The sequence below is a fragment of the Pseudomonas inefficax genome (assembly GCF_900277125.1).
GTDB classification, from domain to species: domain Bacteria; phylum Pseudomonadota; class Gammaproteobacteria; order Pseudomonadales; family Pseudomonadaceae; genus Aquipseudomonas; species Aquipseudomonas inefficax.
This window is the reverse complement of record NZ_OPYN01000038.1, coordinates 88,640-108,006: the sequence shown is the minus strand read 5'-3', so window position 1 is coordinate 108,006 and position 19,367 is coordinate 88,640. Positions and strand designations below refer to the sequence as shown.

The window sequence follows — 19,367 nt, the reverse complement described above, 5'->3', positions numbered from 1 at the left end:
GTTGATCAGGGAAAACGCCCAGCCAACGATCCGACGCGCGAACAAATCAATCACTACTGCTAGGTGATACCAGCGCTTCCCGACCATCAAACTGGTCACATCACCGCACCAGACCTGGTTAATTGCTGTTGGCTCAAAGTTACGCGCGCGCAGATTCTTGGCCACAAAAGCTTCAACGCCTTTAGATTGATTTCGATGCGGACGGCGTTGCTTGCTGTCCAGATTTGCCTCATCCATGAGTTTTCCGGCCAGATACCTCCCCACCTTGAGCTGCTGGGCCTTCAGGTGCTCAGAGATCATTCTCGCACCCGCGCTTCCCCTGCTTTCGCCGTGCAGTTGAATGACTTTTTCTCTGAGTTCNTCACGCTTGGTATTCGGCACTGAACGGCGGCGAAGCCAGTCATAAAACGCGCTACGGGACACGCTCAGCGCACTGCAAAGGAGGCTGGTCGGATACGAACCTGACTCTCTCAGTTCCTCGATCAGGAAAAACGATCGGGATCCGACATCAAGAGAGCCGTAGCCTTTTTTAAGATTTCAGCCTCGGTCTCCAGGCGCTTGATCTTGGCTCGCAGTTGCTGGAGCTCTCGCTGTTCGTCGCTGATCGCTTTGGTACCGGCTACTGGCTGGCCCTTCTGTCGCTCTTTACGTACCTGATCAACCCAGCGGCGCAGGGCTGTAGGGCCGACGTCCATTGATGCGCAGACGTCGGGAATCGAGCAGTGGTCATCTAGAACCATGCTGGCAGCACGTTGCTTGAACTCGCGGGTGTAGGTCTTTCGTTCTTGCATGAAACCTCCTGATTGGGCGAATCATATCGCCCTTAAGAGGTGTCCGGGATCATTAGGCCAGTTCAAGGCCGCTCCTACAGAACTCATGCTGCCCTTGAGGCTTGTGCGGTAGCTGTGGGAGCGGGTTTACCCGCGAAGAATGCGACGCGGTGCATGGCACCGGCTTCGCCGGTGTTCGCGGGTGAACCCGCTCCCACAGGTATCGCGCATACCTCAGGAGCGACGCCGTCCTTGTAGGAGCGGCCTTGTGTCGCGAAAAGGGCGCAAAGCGCCCCCAAGGCCCTATCCCTTCATCCGCGGCATTTCAATGCGGTGTTCATGCACCCGCCGATACAGGGTGGCCCGCGAAATACCCAATGCCCGCGCCGCATCAGCCGGCTTCCAGCGATGGCGGATCAGTGCATCCAGCAACAACTGCCGCGCCGGACAAGACATGCTGCTTTCAGCCGAAGCGACCACCTCGCCGCGTACTTCCTGCGGCAGGTCCTGCACCTGCACCCGCCCGCCCTCACTCACCGCACAGGCATAGCGCAACACCTGCCGCAGCTGGCGCAGATTCCCCGGCCAGCGATAAACCAGCAGCGCCTGCAGCGCATCATCCGCCAATACCACCTCGACTCCGCAGGCATCTGCCTCCTCGGCCAGCAACTGGTGAATCAGCCCCAAGCGGTCCTCTCGCTCGCGCAGCGGCGGCAACTCGAAGCGGGCATTGGCCAGGCGGAAGTACAAATCCTCTCGAAAACGCCCATCCTCCACCATCGCCGACAAATCGCGATGGGTCGCGCAAATCACCTGGATATCCACCCGCTCCCGCCGCGCCGCGCCCAGCGGCGCCACTTCACCCTCGGCCAGCACACGCAGCAACCTGGTTTGCAGGTTCAGCGGCATGTCACCTATTTCGTCGAGGAACAGCGTGCCGCCATCGGCCTGCTGCAACAGCCCCTGCATACCTTTGCTGGAAGCCCCGGTGAAAGCCCCGGCCACATAGCCGAACAGTTCGCTCTCGATCAGGCTTTCCGGGATGGCCGCGCAGTTCAGGGTGACGAACGGGCCATCGCGACGCAGGCTTTGCTGATGCAGCTGGCGAGCGAATACTTCTTTGCCGGCCCCCGTCTCGCCTTGCACCAGCACCGCCAGGTTGCAGTCCTTGACCCGCGTGGCCAGGCGCAGGTGCTGCTCGATGCGGGCGTCCTGGGCCTGGCGCAATGGCTGCGCACGCTGCCGTTGGCTGGGTGCACTGACCCGGCCGTACAGCCCACCCAAGCCCGGCAGGCGTTGAGCGGACGATGCATTCACGCGGCGCAACTGGTCCATGTCGAACAGTTCGCCAATGTGCTCGGGCAAACGCCCCAGGTGCTCCACCAGGCGCTGCCGAGCCAGGCTGTTGATCGCCTGCAGGCGACCATCGCCATCCCAGGCCAGCAGGTAGTCGGGCTGGCTTTCCACATAGCCCGGCGTGCCATGGGCACGCATCACCCAATGGCCCTGGGCACTGTGCATGAAGAAGGCATTTTCGATCTCGCGGGCAGTCTGCTCGACCAGTTGGCGGATCAGGTGCTGGCTGCGGCGGTCGTCCGGCGACTGCAAGGCCGAGACATCCACCACGCCCAGCAACTCGCCCAGCGGGTCGAACACCGGTGCGGCCGTACAGGTCAGGCCAATGAAAGCAGCGCGGAAGTGATCGCGCTTGTGCACCGTGACCGGCGCCTTGCTGGTCAACACCGCCGCCACGCCGCAGGTGCCCTCCTCGCCTTCCGACCAGCAGGTGCCCAGGTACAGCCCGGCCTTGCGGCAGTCGTTGCGGATGGCCGACTCGACCCGGTAATCGATGGTGCGCCCCAGGGCATCGGTAAGCAGCACGCAGTAGTCGGCACCGCGTACCCGCTCATGCAGGCGGGCCACGGCATCGCTGGCGATGCGCAGGAACAGTTCGGCGCGTTCGCGGCATTCGTTGAGCAGGCTTTGAGACAGGATGCGCGGCCCCTGCTGGGAACCGGGGTCGAGGCGGTACAGCTCCATGGAACGGCGCCATGAATCGAGGATCAGCGGCGGCACCGGCGCCTGCGGCAGGCGGTCGGCATTCTTCAGCACCCTGCTGACACAGTCGACATGGGCTCGGGAGTTCGCGGCAAGCATTCGGGCCCTCCGGTTCTCGTTGCTGTTTTTATCGTTGTCCGGCCATTAAGCGCCTCCTGGCATGCCTCGACAAGCACTGCGTGATTACCGGCCGGCTTGAGACGCAGCGTCTCAGCGTCTCGGTCATGCCGGCCCGGCGTTGGTACCCGGCGTCTCGCCGGCGCCGTCCTGGCTGCGCGCCTGAATGCCAACCAACCCCTCTAACGCGCCATTTTCGGCCACCCGAAAGAAAGCTGGCACCGCGCTTGCTCCTGCCTTGGCAAACAAAAATACGAGGTGCGCCATGCCGCTACCCGCCCCGACCGTCGGGATCATTGCCAACCCTGCCTCTGGCCGCGACCTGCGCCGCCTGACCGCCAATGCCGGGCTCTATTCGAGCACCGACAAGGCTTCGGCGATCCAGCGCCTGCTGGCCGCCTTCGGTGCCACCGGCATCGGCCAGGTGCTGCTGCCCAGCGACATGACCGGTATTGCCGCCGCCGTGCTCAAGGCCAGCCAGGGCCCGGTCGCCCGTGACCAGCACTGGCCAGCCATCGAGATACTCGACCTGCCGCTGACCCAGACTGTTGCCGATACCCGCCTGGCCACCCGCCTCATGGTCGAGCGCGGTGTGGCGATGATCGCTGTGCTCGGCGGCGACGGCACCCACAAGGCAGTCGCCGCCGAGGCCGGTGACGTACCGCTGCTGACCTTGTCCACCGGCACCAACAATGCCTTCCCCGAACTGCGCGAAGCCACCAGTGCCGGCCTGGCTGGCGGCCTCCTTGCCAGCGGCCGAGTACCGGCCAGCATCGGCCTGCGCCGCAACAAGCGCCTGCTGGTGAAGGTGCCCGAACAACAGCTTGCCGAATGGGCCCTGGTGGAGGTGGCGGTGTCGCCGCAGCGCTTCATTGGTGCCCGTGCACTCAGCCGCAGCGAGGATCTCAGCGAAGTCTTCGCCTGTTTCGCCGAGCCGCATGCCATCGGCCTGTCGGCCCTGTGCGGCCTGTGGTGCCCGGTGTCGCGCCAAGACCCGCACGGCGCCTGGGTACGCCTGAACCCCGGTGCCGAACAAGCCCTGTTGGCCCCCTTGGCGCCCGGCCTGCTGCAAGGCTGCGGCATCACCGCCAGCGGCCCGCTGACGCCCGGTGTTGCCCATCGCCTGAGCCTGGCCAGCGGCACGTTGGCGCTGGACGGTGAACGCGAAATCGAATTCGCCGAACACGACACCCCCACCATCACCCTCGACCACCAAGGCCCGTTGAGCGTGGACGTCGAGGCCGTGCTGGCGCATGCCGCCCGCCATCACCTGCTGGCGGTACCCCGCGGCCACCGGTTGCACCCTGCAAACCCGTGTTGAGACAACCCTGGAGAACAACAAGATGTCCAATCAACTCAGTACCGAACAATTGCTGCATGCCTATGAAGTGATGCGCACCATCCGCGCCTTCGAAGAACGCCTGCACGTGGAGTTCGCCACCGGCGAGATCCCCGGCTTCGTCCACCTGTATGCCGGCGAAGAAGCTTCCGCCGCCGGGGTCATGGCCCACCTGCGCGACAGCGACTGCATCGCCTCGACCCACCGCGGTCATGGCCACTGCATCGCCAAGGGCGTGGATGTGTACGGCATGATGGCCGAAATCTACGGCAAGAAGACCGGCGTGTGCGGGGGCAAAGGCGGCTCGATGCATATTGCCGACCTGGAAAAAGGCATGCTCGGCGCCAACGGCATCGTCGGTGCCGGTGCCCCCCTGGTGGCCGGGGCCGCACTGGCAGCCAAGATCAAGGGCCGTGACGACGTGTCGGTGGCCTTCTTCGGCGATGGCGCTTCCAACGAAGGCGCGGTGTTCGAAGCCATGAACATGGCGTCGATCATGAACCTGCCGTGCATCTTCGTCGCCGAAAACAACGGCTACGCCGAAGCCACCGCCTCGACCTGGTCGGTGGCCTGCGACCATATCGCCGACCGCGCTGCAGGTTTCGGCATGCCCGGTGTCACCATCGACGGTTTCGACTTCTTTGCCGTGTACGAGGCCGCAGGTGCTGCCATCGAACGCGCACGTTCCGGGCAAGGCCCGTCGCTGATCGAGGTCAAGCTCAGCCGCTATTACGGCCATTTCGAAGGCGATGCACAAACCTACCGCGCCCCTGATGAAGTGAAGAACCTGCGTGAATTCCGCGACTGCCTCATGCAGTTCCGCAACAAGACCACCCGCGCCGGCCTGCTCACGGCTGCGCAACTGGACGCCATCGATGCCCGCGTCGAGGACCTGATCGAAGACGCCGTGCGCCGCGCCAAGTCCGATCCCAAGCCACAGCCCGCCGACCTGCTCACCGACGTCTACGTCGCCTACCCGTGAGCCGCGGATTACAAGAACAACAGGAGAACCACCATGGCAAGAAAGATCAGCTACCAGCAGGCCATAAACGAAGCCCTGGCCCAGGAAATGCGCCGCGACAACACGGTGTTCATCATTGGCGAAGACGTTGCCGGCGGCGCCGGTGCCCCCGGCGAGGATGACGCCTGGGGTGGCGTGCTGGGCGTGACCAAGGGCCTTTACCACCAGTTCCCGGGGCGCGTGCTGGACGCGCCGCTGTCGGAAATCGGCTACGTCGGCGCCGCCGTCGGTGCTGCCACCCAGGGCCTGCGCCCAGTGTGCGAGCTGATGTTCGTCGACTTCGCCGGCTGCTGTCTGGACCAGATCCTCAACCAGGCCGCCAAGTTTCGCTACATGTTCGGCGGCAAGGCGGTCACCCCGCTGGTGATGCGCACCATGTACGGTGCCGGCCTGCGCGCGGCGGCCCAGCACTCGCAGATGCTGACCTCGCTGTGGACGCACATTCCCGGCCTGAAGGTGGTGTGCCCCTCCTCGCCGTACGATGCCAAGGGCCTGTTGATACAGGCGATCCGCGACAACGACCCGGTGATCTTCTGCGAGCACAAGCTGCTGTACAGCATGCAAGGCGAGGTGCCGGAAGAGGTCTACACCGTGCCGTTCGGTGAAGCCAACTTCCTGCGCGATGGTGACGATGTGACCCTGGTCACCTATGGCCGCATGGTGCATGTGGCACTGGAAGCAGCCAACAACCTGGCCCGCCAGGGTATCGACTGCGAAGTGCTGGACCTGCGCACCACCAGCCCGCTGGACGAGGACAGCATCCTGGAAAGCGTGGAAAAGACCGGCCGCCTGGTGGTGATCGACGAAGCCAACCCGCGTTGCTCCATGGCCACCGACATCAGCGCGCTGGTGGCACAGAAGGCCTTCGGCGCGCTCAGGGGCCCGATCGAAATGGTCACCGCCCCGCATACTCCTGTGCCGTTCTCCGATGCACTGGAAGACCTGTACATCCCTGACGCGGCGAAGATCGAGGCTGCGGTACGCAAAGTGATCGAAGCCGCAAGGAGTGCCGCATGAGCCAGATCCATACCCTGACCATGCCCAAGTGGGGCCTGTCGATGACCGAGGGCCGGGTGGACACCTGGCTCAAGCAGGAAGGTGACGAAATCAACAAGGGCGACGAGGTGCTGGACGTCGAGACCGACAAGATCAGCAGCAGCGTCGAAGCCCCGTTCAGCGGTGTGTTGCGTCGCCAGGTGGCCAAGCCTGATGAAACCCTGCCGGTCGGTGCGCTGCTGGCGGTGGTCGTCGAGGGCGAAGCCGAAGAGTCCGAAATCGATGCCGTGGTGCAGCGTTTCCAGGCCGAGTTCGTCGCCGAAGGTGGTGCCGACCAGGCCCAAGGCCCAGCCCCGCAGAAGGCGGAAGTGGGTGGTCGCCTGCTGCGCTGGTTCGAGCTGGGCGAAGGCGGCACGCCACTGGTGTTGGTGCACGGTTTTGGTGGCGACCTGAACAACTGGCTGTTCAACCACCCGGCACTGGCTGCTGAACGACGGGTAATCGCCCTCGATCTGCCGGGCCATGGCGAGTCGGCCAAGGCCCTGCAACGCGGCGATCTGGATGAACTGAGCGAAACCGTACTGGCCCTGCTCGACCACCTGGACATCGCCAAGGCCCACCTGGCCGGCCACTCCATGGGCGGCGCGGTCAGCCTGAACGTGGCGCGCCTGGCACCGCAGCGGGTGGCCAGCCTGAGTTTGGTGGCCAGTGCCGGGCTGGGCGAGGCGATCAACGGGCAGTACCTGCAAGGCTTCGTCGCTGCCGCCAACCGCAATGCCCTCAAGCCGCAGATGGTGCAGCTGTTTGCCGACCCGGCACTGGTCACCCGACAGATGCTGGAGGACATGCTCAAGTTCAAGCGCCTGGAAGGGGTAGACGATGCGTTGCGCCTGCTGGCATCGGCCATCGCCGACGGCGACCGGCAGCGCCATGACCTGCGCCGGGTACTGGGGCAACACCCGGCCCTGGTGGTGTGGGGCGGCAAGGACGCGATCATCCCGGCCAGCCATGCCGAAGGGCTGGAGGCTGAGGTACTGGTGCTGCCCGAGGCTGGGCACATGGTGCAGATGGAGGCGGCCGAACAGGTCAACCAGCAACTGCTCGCGTTCCTGCGCAAGCACTGAACCCTTCCCGTGAGCCTGGAGAACAACAATGAATGACCTGAGCCACACCCACATGCGTGCCGCCGTCTGGCATGGCCGCAATGATATTCGCGTCGAACAGGTGCCTCTGCCGGCGGACCCTGCGCCCGGCTGGGTACAGATCAAGGTGGACTGGTGCGGCATCTGCGGCTCCGACCTGCACGAATACGTCGCCGGCCCGGTATTCATCCCGGTAGAGGCACCACACCCGCTGACCGGCATCCAGGGCCAGTGCATCCTCGGCCACGAGTTCTGCGGCCAAATTGCCAAGCTGGGTGAAGGCGTGGAAGGTTTTGCCGTCGGTGACCCAGTGGCTGCCGACGCCTGCCAGCATTGCGGCACCTGCTACTACTGCACCCACGGCCTGTACAACATCTGCGAGCGCCTGGCCTTCACCGGCCTGATGAACAACGGCGCCTTTGCCGAACTGGTCAACGTGCCCGCCAACCTGCTGTACAAGCTGCCGCACGGGTTTCCGGCGGAGGCCGGGGCGCTGATCGAGCCGCTGGCAGTGGGCATGCATGCGGTGAAAAAGGCCGGTAGCCTGCTTGGCCAGACGGTGGTGGTGGTCGGCGCCGGCACCATCGGCTTGTGCACCATCATGTGTGCCAAGGCGGCTGGCGCGGCGCAGGTTATCGCCCTGGAAATGTCCTCGGCGCGCAAGGCCAAGGCCAAGGAAGTTGGCGCCAGCGTGGTGCTGGACCCCAGCCAGTGCGACGCCCTGGCGGAAATCCGCAAGCTGACGGCCGGGCTGGGGGCGGATGTGAGTTTTGAATGCATCGGCAACAAGCACACGGCCAAGCTGGCCATCGACACCATCCGCAAGGCCGGCAAGTGCGTGCTGGTGGGGATATTCGAGGAGCCTAGCGAGTTCAACTTCTTCGAACTGGTGTCCACCGAAAAGCAGGTGCTGGGGGCGTTGGCGTACAACGGCGAGTTTGCCGATGTGATTGCCTTCATCGCTGACGGCAGGCTGGACATTCGCCCGCTGGTGACCGGGCGGATCGGGCTGGAGCAGATTGTCGAGCTCGGCTTCGAGGAGTTGGTGAACAACAAGGAGGAGAACGTGAAGATCATCGTATCGCCGGGCGTGCGCTAAGCCGCACAGGCAGCACACAACCCTGTGGGAGCGGGCGCGCCCGCGAAGCAGGCAACTCGGTGCATGGCACCGGCTTCGCCGGTGTTCGCGGCTAAAGCCGCTCCCACAGGTATTGCACAAAGCTGAAATTCACCGCAATACCTGTGGGAGCGGGTTCACCCGCGAAGAAAGCCACACGGTGCATGGCACCGGCTTCGCCGGTGTTCGCGGCTAAAGCCGCTCCCACAGGTATTGCGCAAAGCTGAAGGTCCCCGCAATACCTGTGGGAGCGGGTTCACCCGCGAAGAAAGCCACACGGTGCATGGCACCGGCTTCGCCGGTGTTCGCGGCTAAAGCCGCTCCCACAGGTATTGCACAAAGCTGAAGTCCCTGCGGAACCTGTGGGAGCGGGCGTGCCCGCGAATCAGGCGACTCGGTGCATGGCACCGGCTTCGCCGGTGTTCGCGGGCATGCCCGCTCCCACAGGGATCGCGTTCGCTGTTTCAGGATCCCATTCTGCGTCATACTCGGCAGACCTATTGCCCGGTTCTCGCCATGCGTTCACTGCTCCCCATCACCCTGGTCCTGCTGCTCGCCGCCTGCGGCGATGGCGAATCGCTGCTCCCGCCGGACGCGCGCCTGCCTGACGGTGGGCGGTACCGGGGGCAGGTGGTCGATGGCCTGCTGCAAGGCGAGGGACGGATCGACTACCCCAACGGCAGCTGGTACGCCGGTACGTTCAAGGACGGCCAATGGCACGGCCAGGGCGAATGGCACGGCCGCAACGGCGAGGTGTACCGCGGCCAGTTCGCCGCAGGGCTGTTCCAGGGGCTGGGTGAGCTGAGCACCCCAGGCAGCCACTATGCCGGCACCTTCAGCCACGGCCGCCGCGACGGCGAAGGCACCCTCAAGCAAGCCGACCAGACCTACCGCGGCCAGTTCAAGGACGACCTGTACGAAGGCGCCGGCGAGCTGGAGCTGGCAGACGGCAGCCGCTACCAGGGCCTGTTCGCCAAAGGCAAGCCCAACGGTGCCGGGGTGCGCAGCGATGCCAGCGGCAACCAGTTCAGCGGTCACTTCATCAACGGCCAGCTGGAAGGCAGCGGCACCTACGACAGCATCGACGGCGAGCAGTACATCGGCGAGTTCAAGGACAACCGCCTCGAAGGCCGTGGCCGCTACGAAAATGCCGATGGTGATGTGTGGATCGGTGAATTCAAGGACGGCTCGCTGGTCGGCGAAGGCGAACTGCTGGGCAGCGATGGCAGCCACTACAAGGGCACCTTCGCCGACTGGCGTCTGTCGGGCCAGGGCAGCCTGCAGCTGGCCGACGGCAGCAAGTACATCGGTGGCTTCCTCAACGATGCCTACCACGGTCAGGGCCGGCTGATCCTGGCCAACGGCAAGGTCGAAAGCGGCACCTGGAGCAACGGCGTGCGCGTGCGCGACCAGAACGGCAAGCTGTTGCCCGACCCGCTGGACCTGGCGTTGCTCAACCAGGGCCGTTTGCTGGACGAAGCGCTGGCGCGGGTACCGCGCTCGGCGCCAGCGGTCCAGTTGTACAGCCTGGTGGTCGCCGGCGATGGCCAGCAGAGCGTGTTCCTGCGCGAAGCCGACTACGTCAGCAACATGCTCAAGGTACGCTTTGGCGCCCGCGGCCAGGTGACCTTGGTCAACCACCGCGACCACATGACCACCCGCCCCATGGCCACGCGTGAAAACCTTACTCGTGCCGCACGCACCCTGGCTGAGCGCAGCGGCCCCGAAGACCTGGTGTTCATCTACCTCACCAGCCATGGCAGCCACGACCATCAGCTGGTGTTCGACCAGCCGCGCCTGCAGCTGGCCGACCTGTCCGCCGACGAACTGGCCAGCGCCCTGGCGCCGCTGAAGGACCGCGACAAGGTCATTGTCATATCCGCGTGCTATTCCGGGGGCTATATCGCCCCGCTCAAGGATGAGCGCACGCTGATCATGACCGCCGCCCGGGCCGATCGCGTGTCCTTCGGTTGCTCGGAAGAAGCCGACTTCACCTACTTTGGCGACGCCCTGTTCGCCGAAGCGCTGAACCAGACCGACGACCTGAAACAAGCGTTTGAACTGGCGCGCGCCAGCGTTGCCGAAAGAGAACAAAGGGAAGGTTTCGAGGCCTCCGAACCGCAGCTGTGGGCGCCGCCAAGCGTGCTGGAGCACTGGCAGCACCTGCGCCGGCAACAGGCCGAAGAAGCATTGCGTAACGCAGCACAGGCCGATGTGGGGGAACAGGCGCAAACGCCACCCAGCCACTAAGCTTGTGTGTAACAAGGGAGAGACATCATGTATTTGACGCCTCAGCATGTCCTGCTTGCCGGTGCCACGGGTCTGACAGGTGAACACCTGCTCGACCGCCTGCTCAACGAGCCCACCATCACCCGCGTACTGGCGCCTACCCGCCGGCCACTGGCCGAGCACCCGCATTTGGAAAACCCGGTGGGTGACCCGGCGGTATTCCTGCCGCAGCTGGCCGGGCGGGTCGATATCGCCTATTGCTGCCTGGGCACCACGCTGAAGCAGGCAGGCTCCGAATCGGCTTTCCGTGCGGTGGACCTGGACATGGTCGTGGCATTCAGCAAGCGGGCCCGGGAGTTGGGCGCGCGGCATCTGCTGGTGGTCAGTGCGTTGGGCGCCGACCCGAAATCATCGATTTTCTACAACCGGGTCAAGGGCGAGATGGAAGAGGCACTCAAGGCGCAGGATTGGCCGCAGCTGACCATCGTGCGGCCGTCGTTGTTGCTGGGCGAACGGATTCAGCCACGGCTCAGTGAACGGCTGGCTTCGCCTTTTGCCAAGCTGATACCTGGGAAATATCGGGGGATCGAGGCTTGTACCCTGGCCCGGGCGCTGTGGCGGCTGGCGCTGGAGGAAGAGGACGGGGTGCGGATTGTGGAGTCGGATGAGTTGCGCAGGTTGGGCAAGAAATAGGCTTCACTTGTGACGGCCTCTTCGCGGGCATGCCCGCTCCCACAGGTACTGCGCCAGGCCTGAGGGCGGTGCAGTACCTGTGGGAGCGGGCGTGCCCGCGAAAGGGCCATCACAGGCCACCGGTGGCCTGGAAGCCTACACCGGCCGCTGTCAGCAAGGACAAGGGCAGCAACAGGGTATCGAGCAGCATGCTCCCCGGCAGGTCCAGCCCCGGATACGCCGGCGCTTCAGCCCCGTAATGATCCTGCGGGCAGCAGCCGCCATTGATCACATACAGGTCCAACCGGGTACCGGCATACACCACCGGTGCCCCGGGCTTGTTGGCATCCAGCGTGCGCACAGTGGCGCAGCCACCGAGCAGCACCAGCATCAACACCCCCACCAGCGCTCGCTTCAATCATCCACCCCGAAGTGGTGCTCACCCCAGCGCGGCAACATGTCCTGGGGAATGTTCAGCAGGTTGAGAATGCGCGCCACCACGAAGTCGACCAGGTCGTCGATGGTCTGCGGCTGGTGGTAGAAGCCGGGCGCCGCCGGCAGGATCACCGCGCCCATCTGCGACAGCTTGAGCATGTTTTCCAGGTGGATGGTGGAGAACGGCGCCTCGCGCGGCACCAGGATCAGCTGGCGACGCTCCTTGAGGGTAACGTCGGCAGCACGTTCGATCAGGTTGTTGCAGGCACCGGTGGCAATCGCCGACAAGGTGCCGGTGGAACAGGGCACCACCACCATCGCCGCCGGAGCGCCGGAGCCCGAGGCCACCGGCGACATCCAGTCTTCCTTGCCATACACGCGGATCTGCCCGTCGGCAGCGCCGGTATATTCGGTGAGAAAGGCCTGCATCGCCTGTGGCTTGGCCGGCAGCACCACGTCGGTCTCCGTGGCCATCACCAGTTGCGCGGCCTTGGAGATCAGGAAGTGCACTTCGCGGTCCTCACGCACCAGGCAGTCGAGCAGGCGCAGGCCATACTGGGCGCCAGAGGCGCCCGTCATGGCCAGGGTGATGCGTTCCGGCCCGCTCACTTGAGTGCCTCGGCCAGCTTGCCGTGCAGGCCGCCGAAGCCGCCGTTGCTCATGATCACTACATGGGTGCCTGGGCGGGCCTGGCCCTTGACCCGCTCGATGATCGCTTCGAGGCTGTCGGCCACCACGCTGGGCACTTTGCATTGCGCGGCGGTGGCAGCCAGGTCCCAGCCAAGGTTGGCCGGGGCGTACCAGATCACCTGATCGGCGTTGTTGACGCTTTCCGGCAGGCCATCGCGATGGGCACCGAGTTTCATCGAGTTGGAGCGCGGCTCGATCACGGCGATCACCGGGGCCTCGCCGACGCGCTTGCGCAGGCCGTCGAGGGTGGTGGCGATGGCGGTCGGGTGGTGGGCGAAGTCATCGTAGATGGTCACGCCCTGCACTTCGGCAACCTTCTCCATCCGCCGCTTGACGCTCTTGAAGGCGCTCAGGCCTTCGATGCCCATGGCTGGCACAACGCCTACATGACGCGCCGCTGCCAGCGTGGCCAGGGCGTTCGCGACGTTGTGCTGGCCAGTGAGTGCCCAATCCACCACGCCCTGCGCTTCGCCGTCGAACAGCACTTCGAAGCGCGAGCCGTCAGGGCTGAGCAGGCGAGCTTGCCACTGGCCACCTTCGCCGGTGGTTTGCACCGGGGTCCAGCAACCCATGCCGATCACCCGCTCCAACGCCTGCTCGGTGGTGGGGTGGATGACCAGGCCTTCGCTGGGGATGGTGCGCACCAGATGGTGGAACTGCCGCTCGATCGAGGCCAGATCGGGGAAGATGTCAGCATGGTCGAACTCAAGGTTGTTGAGGATCGCCGTGCGCGGGTGGTAGTGGACGAACTTCGAGCGCTTGTCGAAGAAGGCGCTGTCGTACTCGTCGGCTTCGACCACGAAGAACGGCGTATCGCCCAGGCGCGCCGAAACCGAGAAGTTCTGCGGTACACCGCCGATCAGGAAGCCCGGGCTCATGCCGGCATGTTCCAGCACCCAGGCCAGCATGCTGCTGGTAGTGGTCTTGCCGTGGGTACCGGCAACGGCCAGCACCCAGCGGCCCTGCAATACGTGGTCGGCCAGCCACTGCGGGCCGGAAACATAGGGCAGGCCCTTGTTCAGCACGTACTCTACCGCCGGGTTGCCACGCGACATGGCGTTGCCGATGACCACCAGGTCTGGCGCCGGGTCCAGCTGGGCCGGGTCATAGCCTTGGGTCAGCTCGATGCCCTGGGCTTCGAGCTGGGTGCTCATCGGGGGATAGACGTTGGCGTCCGAGCCGGTGACGCGGTGGCCAAGTTCCTTGGCCAGCACCGCCAGCGAGCCCATGAAAGTGCCGCAAATACCGAGAATGTGAATATGCATGGTCGACCTCGCAAAACATCGAGGCAGGGTAGCCCAGGGCGCGACAAATCGCACCAGATGTTTCGCTCAGTCGGCCCTGGTAATGCCGTGTTTGCGCAGTTTTCGATACAAGGTATTGCGGCTGATGCCCAAGTGCTCGGCGACACGGGTGAGGTGCCAGTGTTTTGCCTCCAGGGTCTCCATGAGCGCTTGCCGTTCCGCATCCTGTAGGAGCGGCCTTGTGTCGCGATCGGGCTGCGAAGCAGCCCCGGCAGATTGGTCGGCGCGGCTGGGATTCTGGGGCCGCTCTGCGGCCCTTTCGCGACACAAGGCCGCTCCTACAAGGACGGTGCTGTTGCGGAGAATGGCGGGGAGATCAGGGAACACGATACGGGACTCTTCGCAAAGCGCCACCAAGGTACGCAGCACGTTGCGCATCTGCCGCACGTTGCCCGGCCAGGCGAAGTCGAGCAGTGCCTGCCGCGCCCTCGGCTCGATATCGATCTGTTCTCCCTGCGCCTCCTGACGCAGCAGAAAGTCCAGCAACTGTGCCTTGTCACTGCGCTCGCGCACCGCCGGCAATGCCACCTCCAGGCCATTCAGGCGGTAATACAGGTCCTCGCGGAAACTGCCCTGCTCCACCCGTTCCAGCAGGTCACGGTGGGTAGCACTGACGATGCGCACGTCGACCGCCTGCGGCTCGCCACCGATCGGCACCACCTGGCGTTCCTCCAGCACGCGCAGCAGGCGGGTTTGCAGGGCCAGTGGCATGTCGCCAATCTCGTCCAGCAGCAAGGTGCCGCCGTCGGCCTGCAGCAGCTTGCCGCGCATGCCCTCCTTGCGCGCACCGGTAAAGCTGCCGCCGCGGTAGCCGAACAGTTCGCTCTCGATCAGGCTCTCCGGTATCGAGGCACAGTTAATGGCGACGAACGGCTTGCCGCGCCGCTCGCTGGCCTGGTGCACGGCCTGGGCAAAGGCTTCCTTGCCGCAGCCGGTCTCGCCGCGCAGCAGCAGCGGCACATCGCGCTCGAACACCCGCACGCTGCGGCGGAAGTCGTTCTGCAAGGCCGGGTCGAGCAGGCAGACAAGCGGCTCCACTTCCCGCGCGGGTCGCGGCTGGGCGGCCGGCACCGACCACACCGGTGCGCGCGCCTGGCCACGCAGGCTGGCGAACACCTGGCGCCCGTCCAGGGTATGCAGCGGCCAGGCAGTGCTGCCGCCGGGCGTGGCGCGACTGAACAGTTCGTCGTGGCTGCAAGCGAAAAAGCGTTCCAGCGGTTTGCCCAGCACGCCACCACGCACCTTGCCAAGCAGGTTCAGCGCGCTCTGGTTGGCGGCGCAGATGCGCCCGTCACCGTCGAACGCCAGCAGGCCTTCGCTGAACAGGCCGACCGACTCGGCCTGCAGGTGAAAACGCAGCAGCCATTGCTGTTCGAAATGGCGCAGGAAGTAGCAGCTTTCGATCATCTTCGCCGACAGGTTGACCAGGGCCATGGTGTGGAACTGGCTCTGCCGGGAAACGTCGGGCCGTGCCGAAGACACATCCAGCACTGCCAGCAACTCGCCATGCGGGTCGAACACCGGGCTGGCCGAGCAGGTCAGGCCGGTGTGGCGACCACGGAAGTGCTCGTTCTGGTGAATGGTCAGCGCCTGGCGCTCGACCAGGCAAGTGCCAATGCCGTTGGTGCCCTCGCGCGCCTCGCTCCAGTCAGCGCCCAGCCACAGCCCGGCGCGCTCGAAGCTGCGCCGCTCGGTCGGCGCGCTGACACAATTGAGGATCACCCCCCGGGCATCGGTCAGCAGCACCGCATGGCCGGCCCCGGAAAGCTGCTGGTGCAGGCTGTTCATTTCATGGTCGGCAATCTGCAGCACCTGGCGCAGGCGCTCGCGGCTTTCCAGCAGGCGCCCATGCTCGAGCACCACCGGGGCCTCGATCACCGACGGGTCGAGGTGGTAGTCCTCCAGGCAGCGCAGCCAGGAGCGGGCGATGGACGGGTCACTGCCGCCCTCCCCGGCCCCACCATGGGCGACGGTATGGACTTGCTGGGCATGGCGACTGAAATGATTGCTCTGCATTGTTGTAGTTCTCCGCAGATAGAGAGTCCCGCCAGCATCCTCCACCCGGGAAGGCTTTGCAATGCACCCTCCGGTTACGTGTCGCAAATGGCACAAAGTGTCACCCCCGCGCGTACCGGCGCTGGCACAGCGACGGTGGGCCAGGCCCCGGCAACCGGGCCAAGTCATTGATTTGCCTGGTGCTCGCAACGCTGGCCCAACCTTTGCTCTACGCTTTCCAACTCCCTAACAAACACAATAGCCAGGAGACACACCATGCGTTACGCACATCCCGGTACCGAAGGCGCGAAGGTTTCCTTCAAGAGCCGCTACGGCAACTACATCGGTGGTGAGTTCGTTCCTCCGGTAAAGGGGCAGTACTTCGAAAATACCTCCCCGGTGAATGGCAAGCTGATCGCTGAATTCCCTCGCTCCACTGCCGAAGACATCGATAAAGCCCTGGATGCCGCCCACGCTGCGGCCGACGCCTGGGGCCGCACTTCAGTGCAGGACCGCTCCAACGTTCTGCTGAAGATCGCCGACCGTATCGAGCAGAACCTCGAGCTGCTGGCCATTACCGAAACCTGGGACAACGGCAAGCCGATCCGCGAAACCCTCAATGCCGACATTCCGCTGGCGGTCGACCACTTCCGTTACTTCGCCGGCTGCATCCGCGCCCAGGAAGGCGGCGCTGCGGAAATCAACGAAGGCACCGTGGCCTATCACATCCACGAGCCGCTGGGCGTGGTCGGGCAGATCATCCCGTGGAACTTCCCGATCCTGATGGCCGCCTGGAAGCTCGCCCCGGCACTGGCCGCAGGCAACTGCGTGGTGCTCAAGCCGGCCGAACAGACCCCGCTGGGCATCACCGTGCTGCTGGAAGTGATCGGTGACCTGCTGCCAAAAGGCGTACTCAACGTGGTGCAAGGCTATGGCCGCGAAGCCGGTGAAGCACTGGCCACCAGCAAGCGCATCGCCAAGATCGCGTTCACCGGCTCGACCCCGGTCGGCTCGCACATCATGAAATGCGCCGCCGAGAACATCATCCCGTCCACCGTCGAACTGGGCGGCAAGTCGCCGAACGTGTATTTCGAAGACATCATGCAAGCCGAGCCAAGCTTCATCGAGAAGGCGGCCGAAGGTATGGTGCTGGCGTTCTTCAACCAGGGCGAGGTATGCACCTGCCCTTCCCGGGCACTGGTACAGGAGTCGATCTACCCGCAGTTCATGGAAGTGGTGATGAAGAAGGTGCTGCAGATCAAGCGCGGCGACCCGCTGGACACCGACACCATGGTCGGCGCCCAGGCCTCGCAACAGCAGTTCGAGAAGATCCTGTCGTACCTCGACATCGCCCAGAAGGAAGGCGCCGAGCTGCTGACCGGCGGCAAGGTCGAGAAACTGGAAGGCTCGCTGGCTACCGGTTACTACATCCAGCCGACCCTGCTCAAGGGCAACAACAAGATGCGCGTGTTCCAGGAAGAAATCTTCGGCCCGGTGGTCAGCGTCACCACCTTCAAGGACGAAGCCGAAGCCCTGGCAATCGCCAACGACACCGAATTCGGCCTGGGTGCCGGCGTGTGGACGCGCGACATCAACCGTGCCTACCGCATGGGCCGTGGGATCAAGGCCGGGCGCGTGTGGACCAACTGCTACCACCTGTACCCGGCGCATGCTGCGTTCGGTGGCTACAAGAAGTCGGGGGTCGGGCGTGAGACGCACAAAATGATGCTCGACCACTATCAGCAGACCAAGAACCTGCTGGTGAGCTACGACATCAATCCGTTGGGCTTCTTCTAAAGCGGCGCATTTGGGGCTGCTGCGCAGCCCATCGCGACACAAGGCCGCTCCTACAGGAACCGCGTCCACTTTTAGGAGCGGCCTTGTGTCGCGATGGGCCGCAAAGCGGCCCCTGGCCTCTGGCTCGCTTCCTGCAATACCCATCACCATCGGCCCGGAACCCGTCCGGCCACCAAGAAAAACAACAGGTGAATCTATGCCAAGCGATCACTCCGCCGGCTCGCCGGCAGGCTCCTCCGTCGACTTCGAAAAGGTCGGCTCGGACTATTTCCAGCAACGTGAACTGAAAAAAGGCGCCGCCGGCTGGGTCCTGCTGGTCGGCCTGGGCGTGGCCTACGTCATCTCTGGCGACTATGCCGGCTGGAACTTCGGCCTGGCCCAGGGCGGCTGGGGCGGCATGTTCCTCGCCACGCTGCTGATGGCTACCATGTACCTGTGCATGTGCTTCTCGCTGGCCGAGCTGTCGTCGATGATCCCCACCGCAGGCGGCGGCTACGGCTTTGCCCGCAGCGCCTTCGGTCCTTGGGGCGGCTTCCTCACCGGGACGGCGATCCTCATCGAGTACGCCATCGCCCCCGCCGCCATCGCGGTGTTCATCGGCGCCTACTGCCAGTCACTGTTCGGCATCGGTGGCTGGATGATCTACCTGGCGTTCTACATCGTGTTCATCGGCATCCACATCTTTGGTGTGGGTGAGGCGTTGAAACTGATGTTCATCATCACCGCCATCGCCGCCATCGCCCTGGCCGTGTTCCTGGTGAGCATGGTGCCCCATTTTGATGCAGCCAACCTGTTCGACATCGCCAAAACGGACGCCGTGGGCGCCAGCAGCTTCCTGCCGTTCGGCTATGTCGGCGTGTGGGCGGCCATCCCCTACGCCATTTGGTTCTTCCTCGCCGTCGAGGGCGTGCCGCTGGCCGCCGAAGAAACCAAGAACCCTAAGCGCGACCTGCCACGCGGCCTGATCGGCGCCATGCTGGTACTGCTGGCCTTCGCCCTGCTGATCCTGGTGGTCGGCCCCGGCGGCGCAGGCTCCGAAGCACTGAAAGCGTCCGGCAACCCACTGGTGGAAGCCTTGTCCAAGGCCTACGGCGGTAGCACCTGGATGGGCGGCTTCGTCAACCTGGTCGGCCTGGCCGGGCTGATCGCCAGTTTCTTCTCGATCATCTACGCCTACTCCCGGCAAATCTTCGCCCTGTCCCGCGCCGGCTACCTGCCGCGCAAGCTGTCGGAAACCAACAAGAGCAAGGCCCCGGTACTGGCCCTGGTCATCCCCGGGATCATCGGCTTTGCCCTGTCGCTGACTGGCCAGGGTGACCTGCTGATCCTGGTGGCGGTGTTCGGCGCTACCCTGTCCTACGTGCTGATGATGGCCGCGCACATCACCCTGCGCATCCGCCGGCCGAAGATGGAGCGCCCATACCGTACCCCCGGTGGCATCTTCACTTCGGGCGTGGCCCTGGTACTGGCTTGTATCGCCGTGGTCGCCGGTTTCCTGGTCGACCCACGGGTGGTGATTGGCGCCGCAGTGATCTATGCGGTATTAATTGCCTACTTTGCTTTCTACAGCCGCCACCACCTGGTCGCGGGCACACCGGAAGAGGAATTCGCCGCGATCCAGAAGGCCGAAGAGGCCTTGCACTGATCGCCGCCACCCGCCGCGGGGCAACCCGCGGCTCTGGAGA

Annotated in this window: 16 protein-coding genes; 9 read left to right on the top strand and 7 right to left on the bottom strand. The window is 64.6% G+C overall.

What is annotated here, in order from left to right; translation table 11 throughout:
* From JV551A3_RS31235 to JV551A3_RS04320, 3 genes are all read right to left on the bottom strand, one after another.
* The coding region (locus JV551A3_RS31235) for an IS3 family transposase (protein ID WP_459565068.1) at positions 1–381 on the bottom strand (381 nt) is incomplete at its 3' end.
* A gap of 101 nt (positions 382–482) precedes the next feature.
* A complete protein-coding gene (locus JV551A3_RS04330; RefSeq protein WP_133970486.1) occupies positions 483–791 on the bottom strand; it encodes a transposase in 309 nt (102 codons plus the stop codon).
* A gap of 282 nt (positions 792–1,073) precedes the next feature.
* The gene (locus tag JV551A3_RS04320) at positions 1,074–2,927 is read right to left on the bottom strand and encodes a sigma-54-dependent Fis family transcriptional regulator (protein ID WP_133970094.1); all 1,854 of its coding nucleotides are present in this window, start codon (positions 2,925–2,927) and stop codon (positions 1,074–1,076) included.
* A 283-nt stretch (positions 2,928–3,210) separates the two neighbouring features.
* Between JV551A3_RS04320 and JV551A3_RS04315 the strand changes: the two genes are divergently transcribed.
* From JV551A3_RS04315 to JV551A3_RS04280, 7 genes are all read left to right on the top strand, one after another.
* Positions 3,211–4,266, top strand: coding sequence for an ATP-NAD kinase family protein (locus tag JV551A3_RS04315; RefSeq protein ID WP_133970093.1), 1,056 nt, complete (start codon positions 3,211–3,213; stop codon positions 4,264–4,266).
* A gap of 22 nt (positions 4,267–4,288) precedes the next feature.
* Positions 4,289–5,266 (top strand): thiamine pyrophosphate-dependent dehydrogenase E1 component subunit alpha, encoded by a 978-nt coding sequence (locus tag JV551A3_RS04310; RefSeq protein WP_133970092.1) that lies wholly within the window; start codon positions 4,289–4,291, stop codon positions 5,264–5,266.
* 33 nt (positions 5,267–5,299) lie between these two features.
* Positions 5,300–6,322 (top strand): alpha-ketoacid dehydrogenase subunit beta, encoded by a 1,023-nt coding sequence (locus JV551A3_RS04305; RefSeq protein ID WP_085693246.1) that lies wholly within the window; start codon positions 5,300–5,302, stop codon positions 6,320–6,322.
* Positions 6,319–7,425, top strand: coding sequence for an acetoin dehydrogenase dihydrolipoyllysine-residue acetyltransferase subunit (locus JV551A3_RS04300; protein WP_133970091.1), 1,107 nt, complete (start codon positions 6,319–6,321; stop codon positions 7,423–7,425). Before JV551A3_RS04305 ends, JV551A3_RS04300 begins: the two co-directional genes overlap by 4 nt.
* Before the next feature lie 52 nt (positions 7,426–7,477).
* Complete coding sequence (locus JV551A3_RS04295) at positions 7,478–8,542, top strand: 2,3-butanediol dehydrogenase (protein ID WP_235874539.1); 1,065 nt, start codon at positions 7,478–7,480, stop codon at positions 8,540–8,542.
* Positions 8,543–9,076: 534 nt separating this feature from the next.
* The gene (locus tag JV551A3_RS04285; RefSeq protein WP_133970088.1) at positions 9,077–10,810 is read left to right on the top strand and encodes a C13 family peptidase; all 1,734 of its coding nucleotides are present in this window, start codon (positions 9,077–9,079) and stop codon (positions 10,808–10,810) included.
* Between the two features lie 27 nt (positions 10,811–10,837).
* Positions 10,838–11,482 carry an oxidoreductase gene (locus JV551A3_RS04280; protein ID WP_112254122.1) on the top strand — a complete coding sequence of 215 codons (645 nt, stop codon included), beginning with the start codon at positions 10,838–10,840 and terminating at the stop codon, positions 11,480–11,482.
* 109 nt (positions 11,483–11,591) lie between these two features.
* Here the strand turns inward: JV551A3_RS04280 and JV551A3_RS04275 are convergent, their stop codons facing one another.
* From JV551A3_RS04275 to JV551A3_RS04260, 4 genes are all read right to left on the bottom strand, one after another.
* On the bottom strand, positions 11,592–11,879 hold the full coding sequence (locus JV551A3_RS04275; protein ID WP_133970087.1) for a YceK/YidQ family lipoprotein: 288 nt from the start codon (positions 11,877–11,879) through the stop codon (positions 11,592–11,594).
* A complete protein-coding gene (gene ubiX, locus JV551A3_RS04270; protein ID WP_013970698.1) occupies positions 11,876–12,505 on the bottom strand; it encodes a flavin prenyltransferase UbiX in 630 nt (209 codons plus the stop codon). Before ubiX ends, JV551A3_RS04275 begins: the two co-directional genes overlap by 4 nt.
* Positions 12,502–13,851: a UDP-N-acetylmuramate:L-alanyl-gamma-D-glutamyl-meso-diaminopimelate ligase gene (gene mpl / locus JV551A3_RS04265; protein WP_133970086.1), complete on the bottom strand. Its 1,350-nt coding sequence runs from the start codon at positions 13,849–13,851 to the stop codon at positions 12,502–12,504. Before mpl ends, ubiX begins: the two co-directional genes overlap by 4 nt.
* Before the next feature lie 66 nt (positions 13,852–13,917).
* The gene (locus JV551A3_RS04260) at positions 13,918–15,906 is read right to left on the bottom strand and encodes a sigma-54-dependent Fis family transcriptional regulator (RefSeq protein ID WP_133970085.1); all 1,989 of its coding nucleotides are present in this window, start codon (positions 15,904–15,906) and stop codon (positions 13,918–13,920) included.
* Positions 15,907–16,161: 255 nt separating this feature from the next.
* Here JV551A3_RS04260 and exaC point away from each other — a divergent pair, with 255 nt between their 5' ends.
* Entirely contained in the window at positions 16,162–17,682 is a 1,521-nt protein-coding gene (gene exaC / locus JV551A3_RS04255) for an acetaldehyde dehydrogenase ExaC (protein WP_003257045.1), read from the top strand.
* A gap of 196 nt (positions 17,683–17,878) precedes the next feature.
* Positions 17,879–19,327: an ethanolamine permease gene (gene eat, locus JV551A3_RS04250; protein ID WP_133970084.1), complete on the top strand. Its 1,449-nt coding sequence runs from the start codon at positions 17,879–17,881 to the stop codon at positions 19,325–19,327.
* The last annotated feature ends 40 nt before the right edge of the window (positions 19,328–19,367 follow it).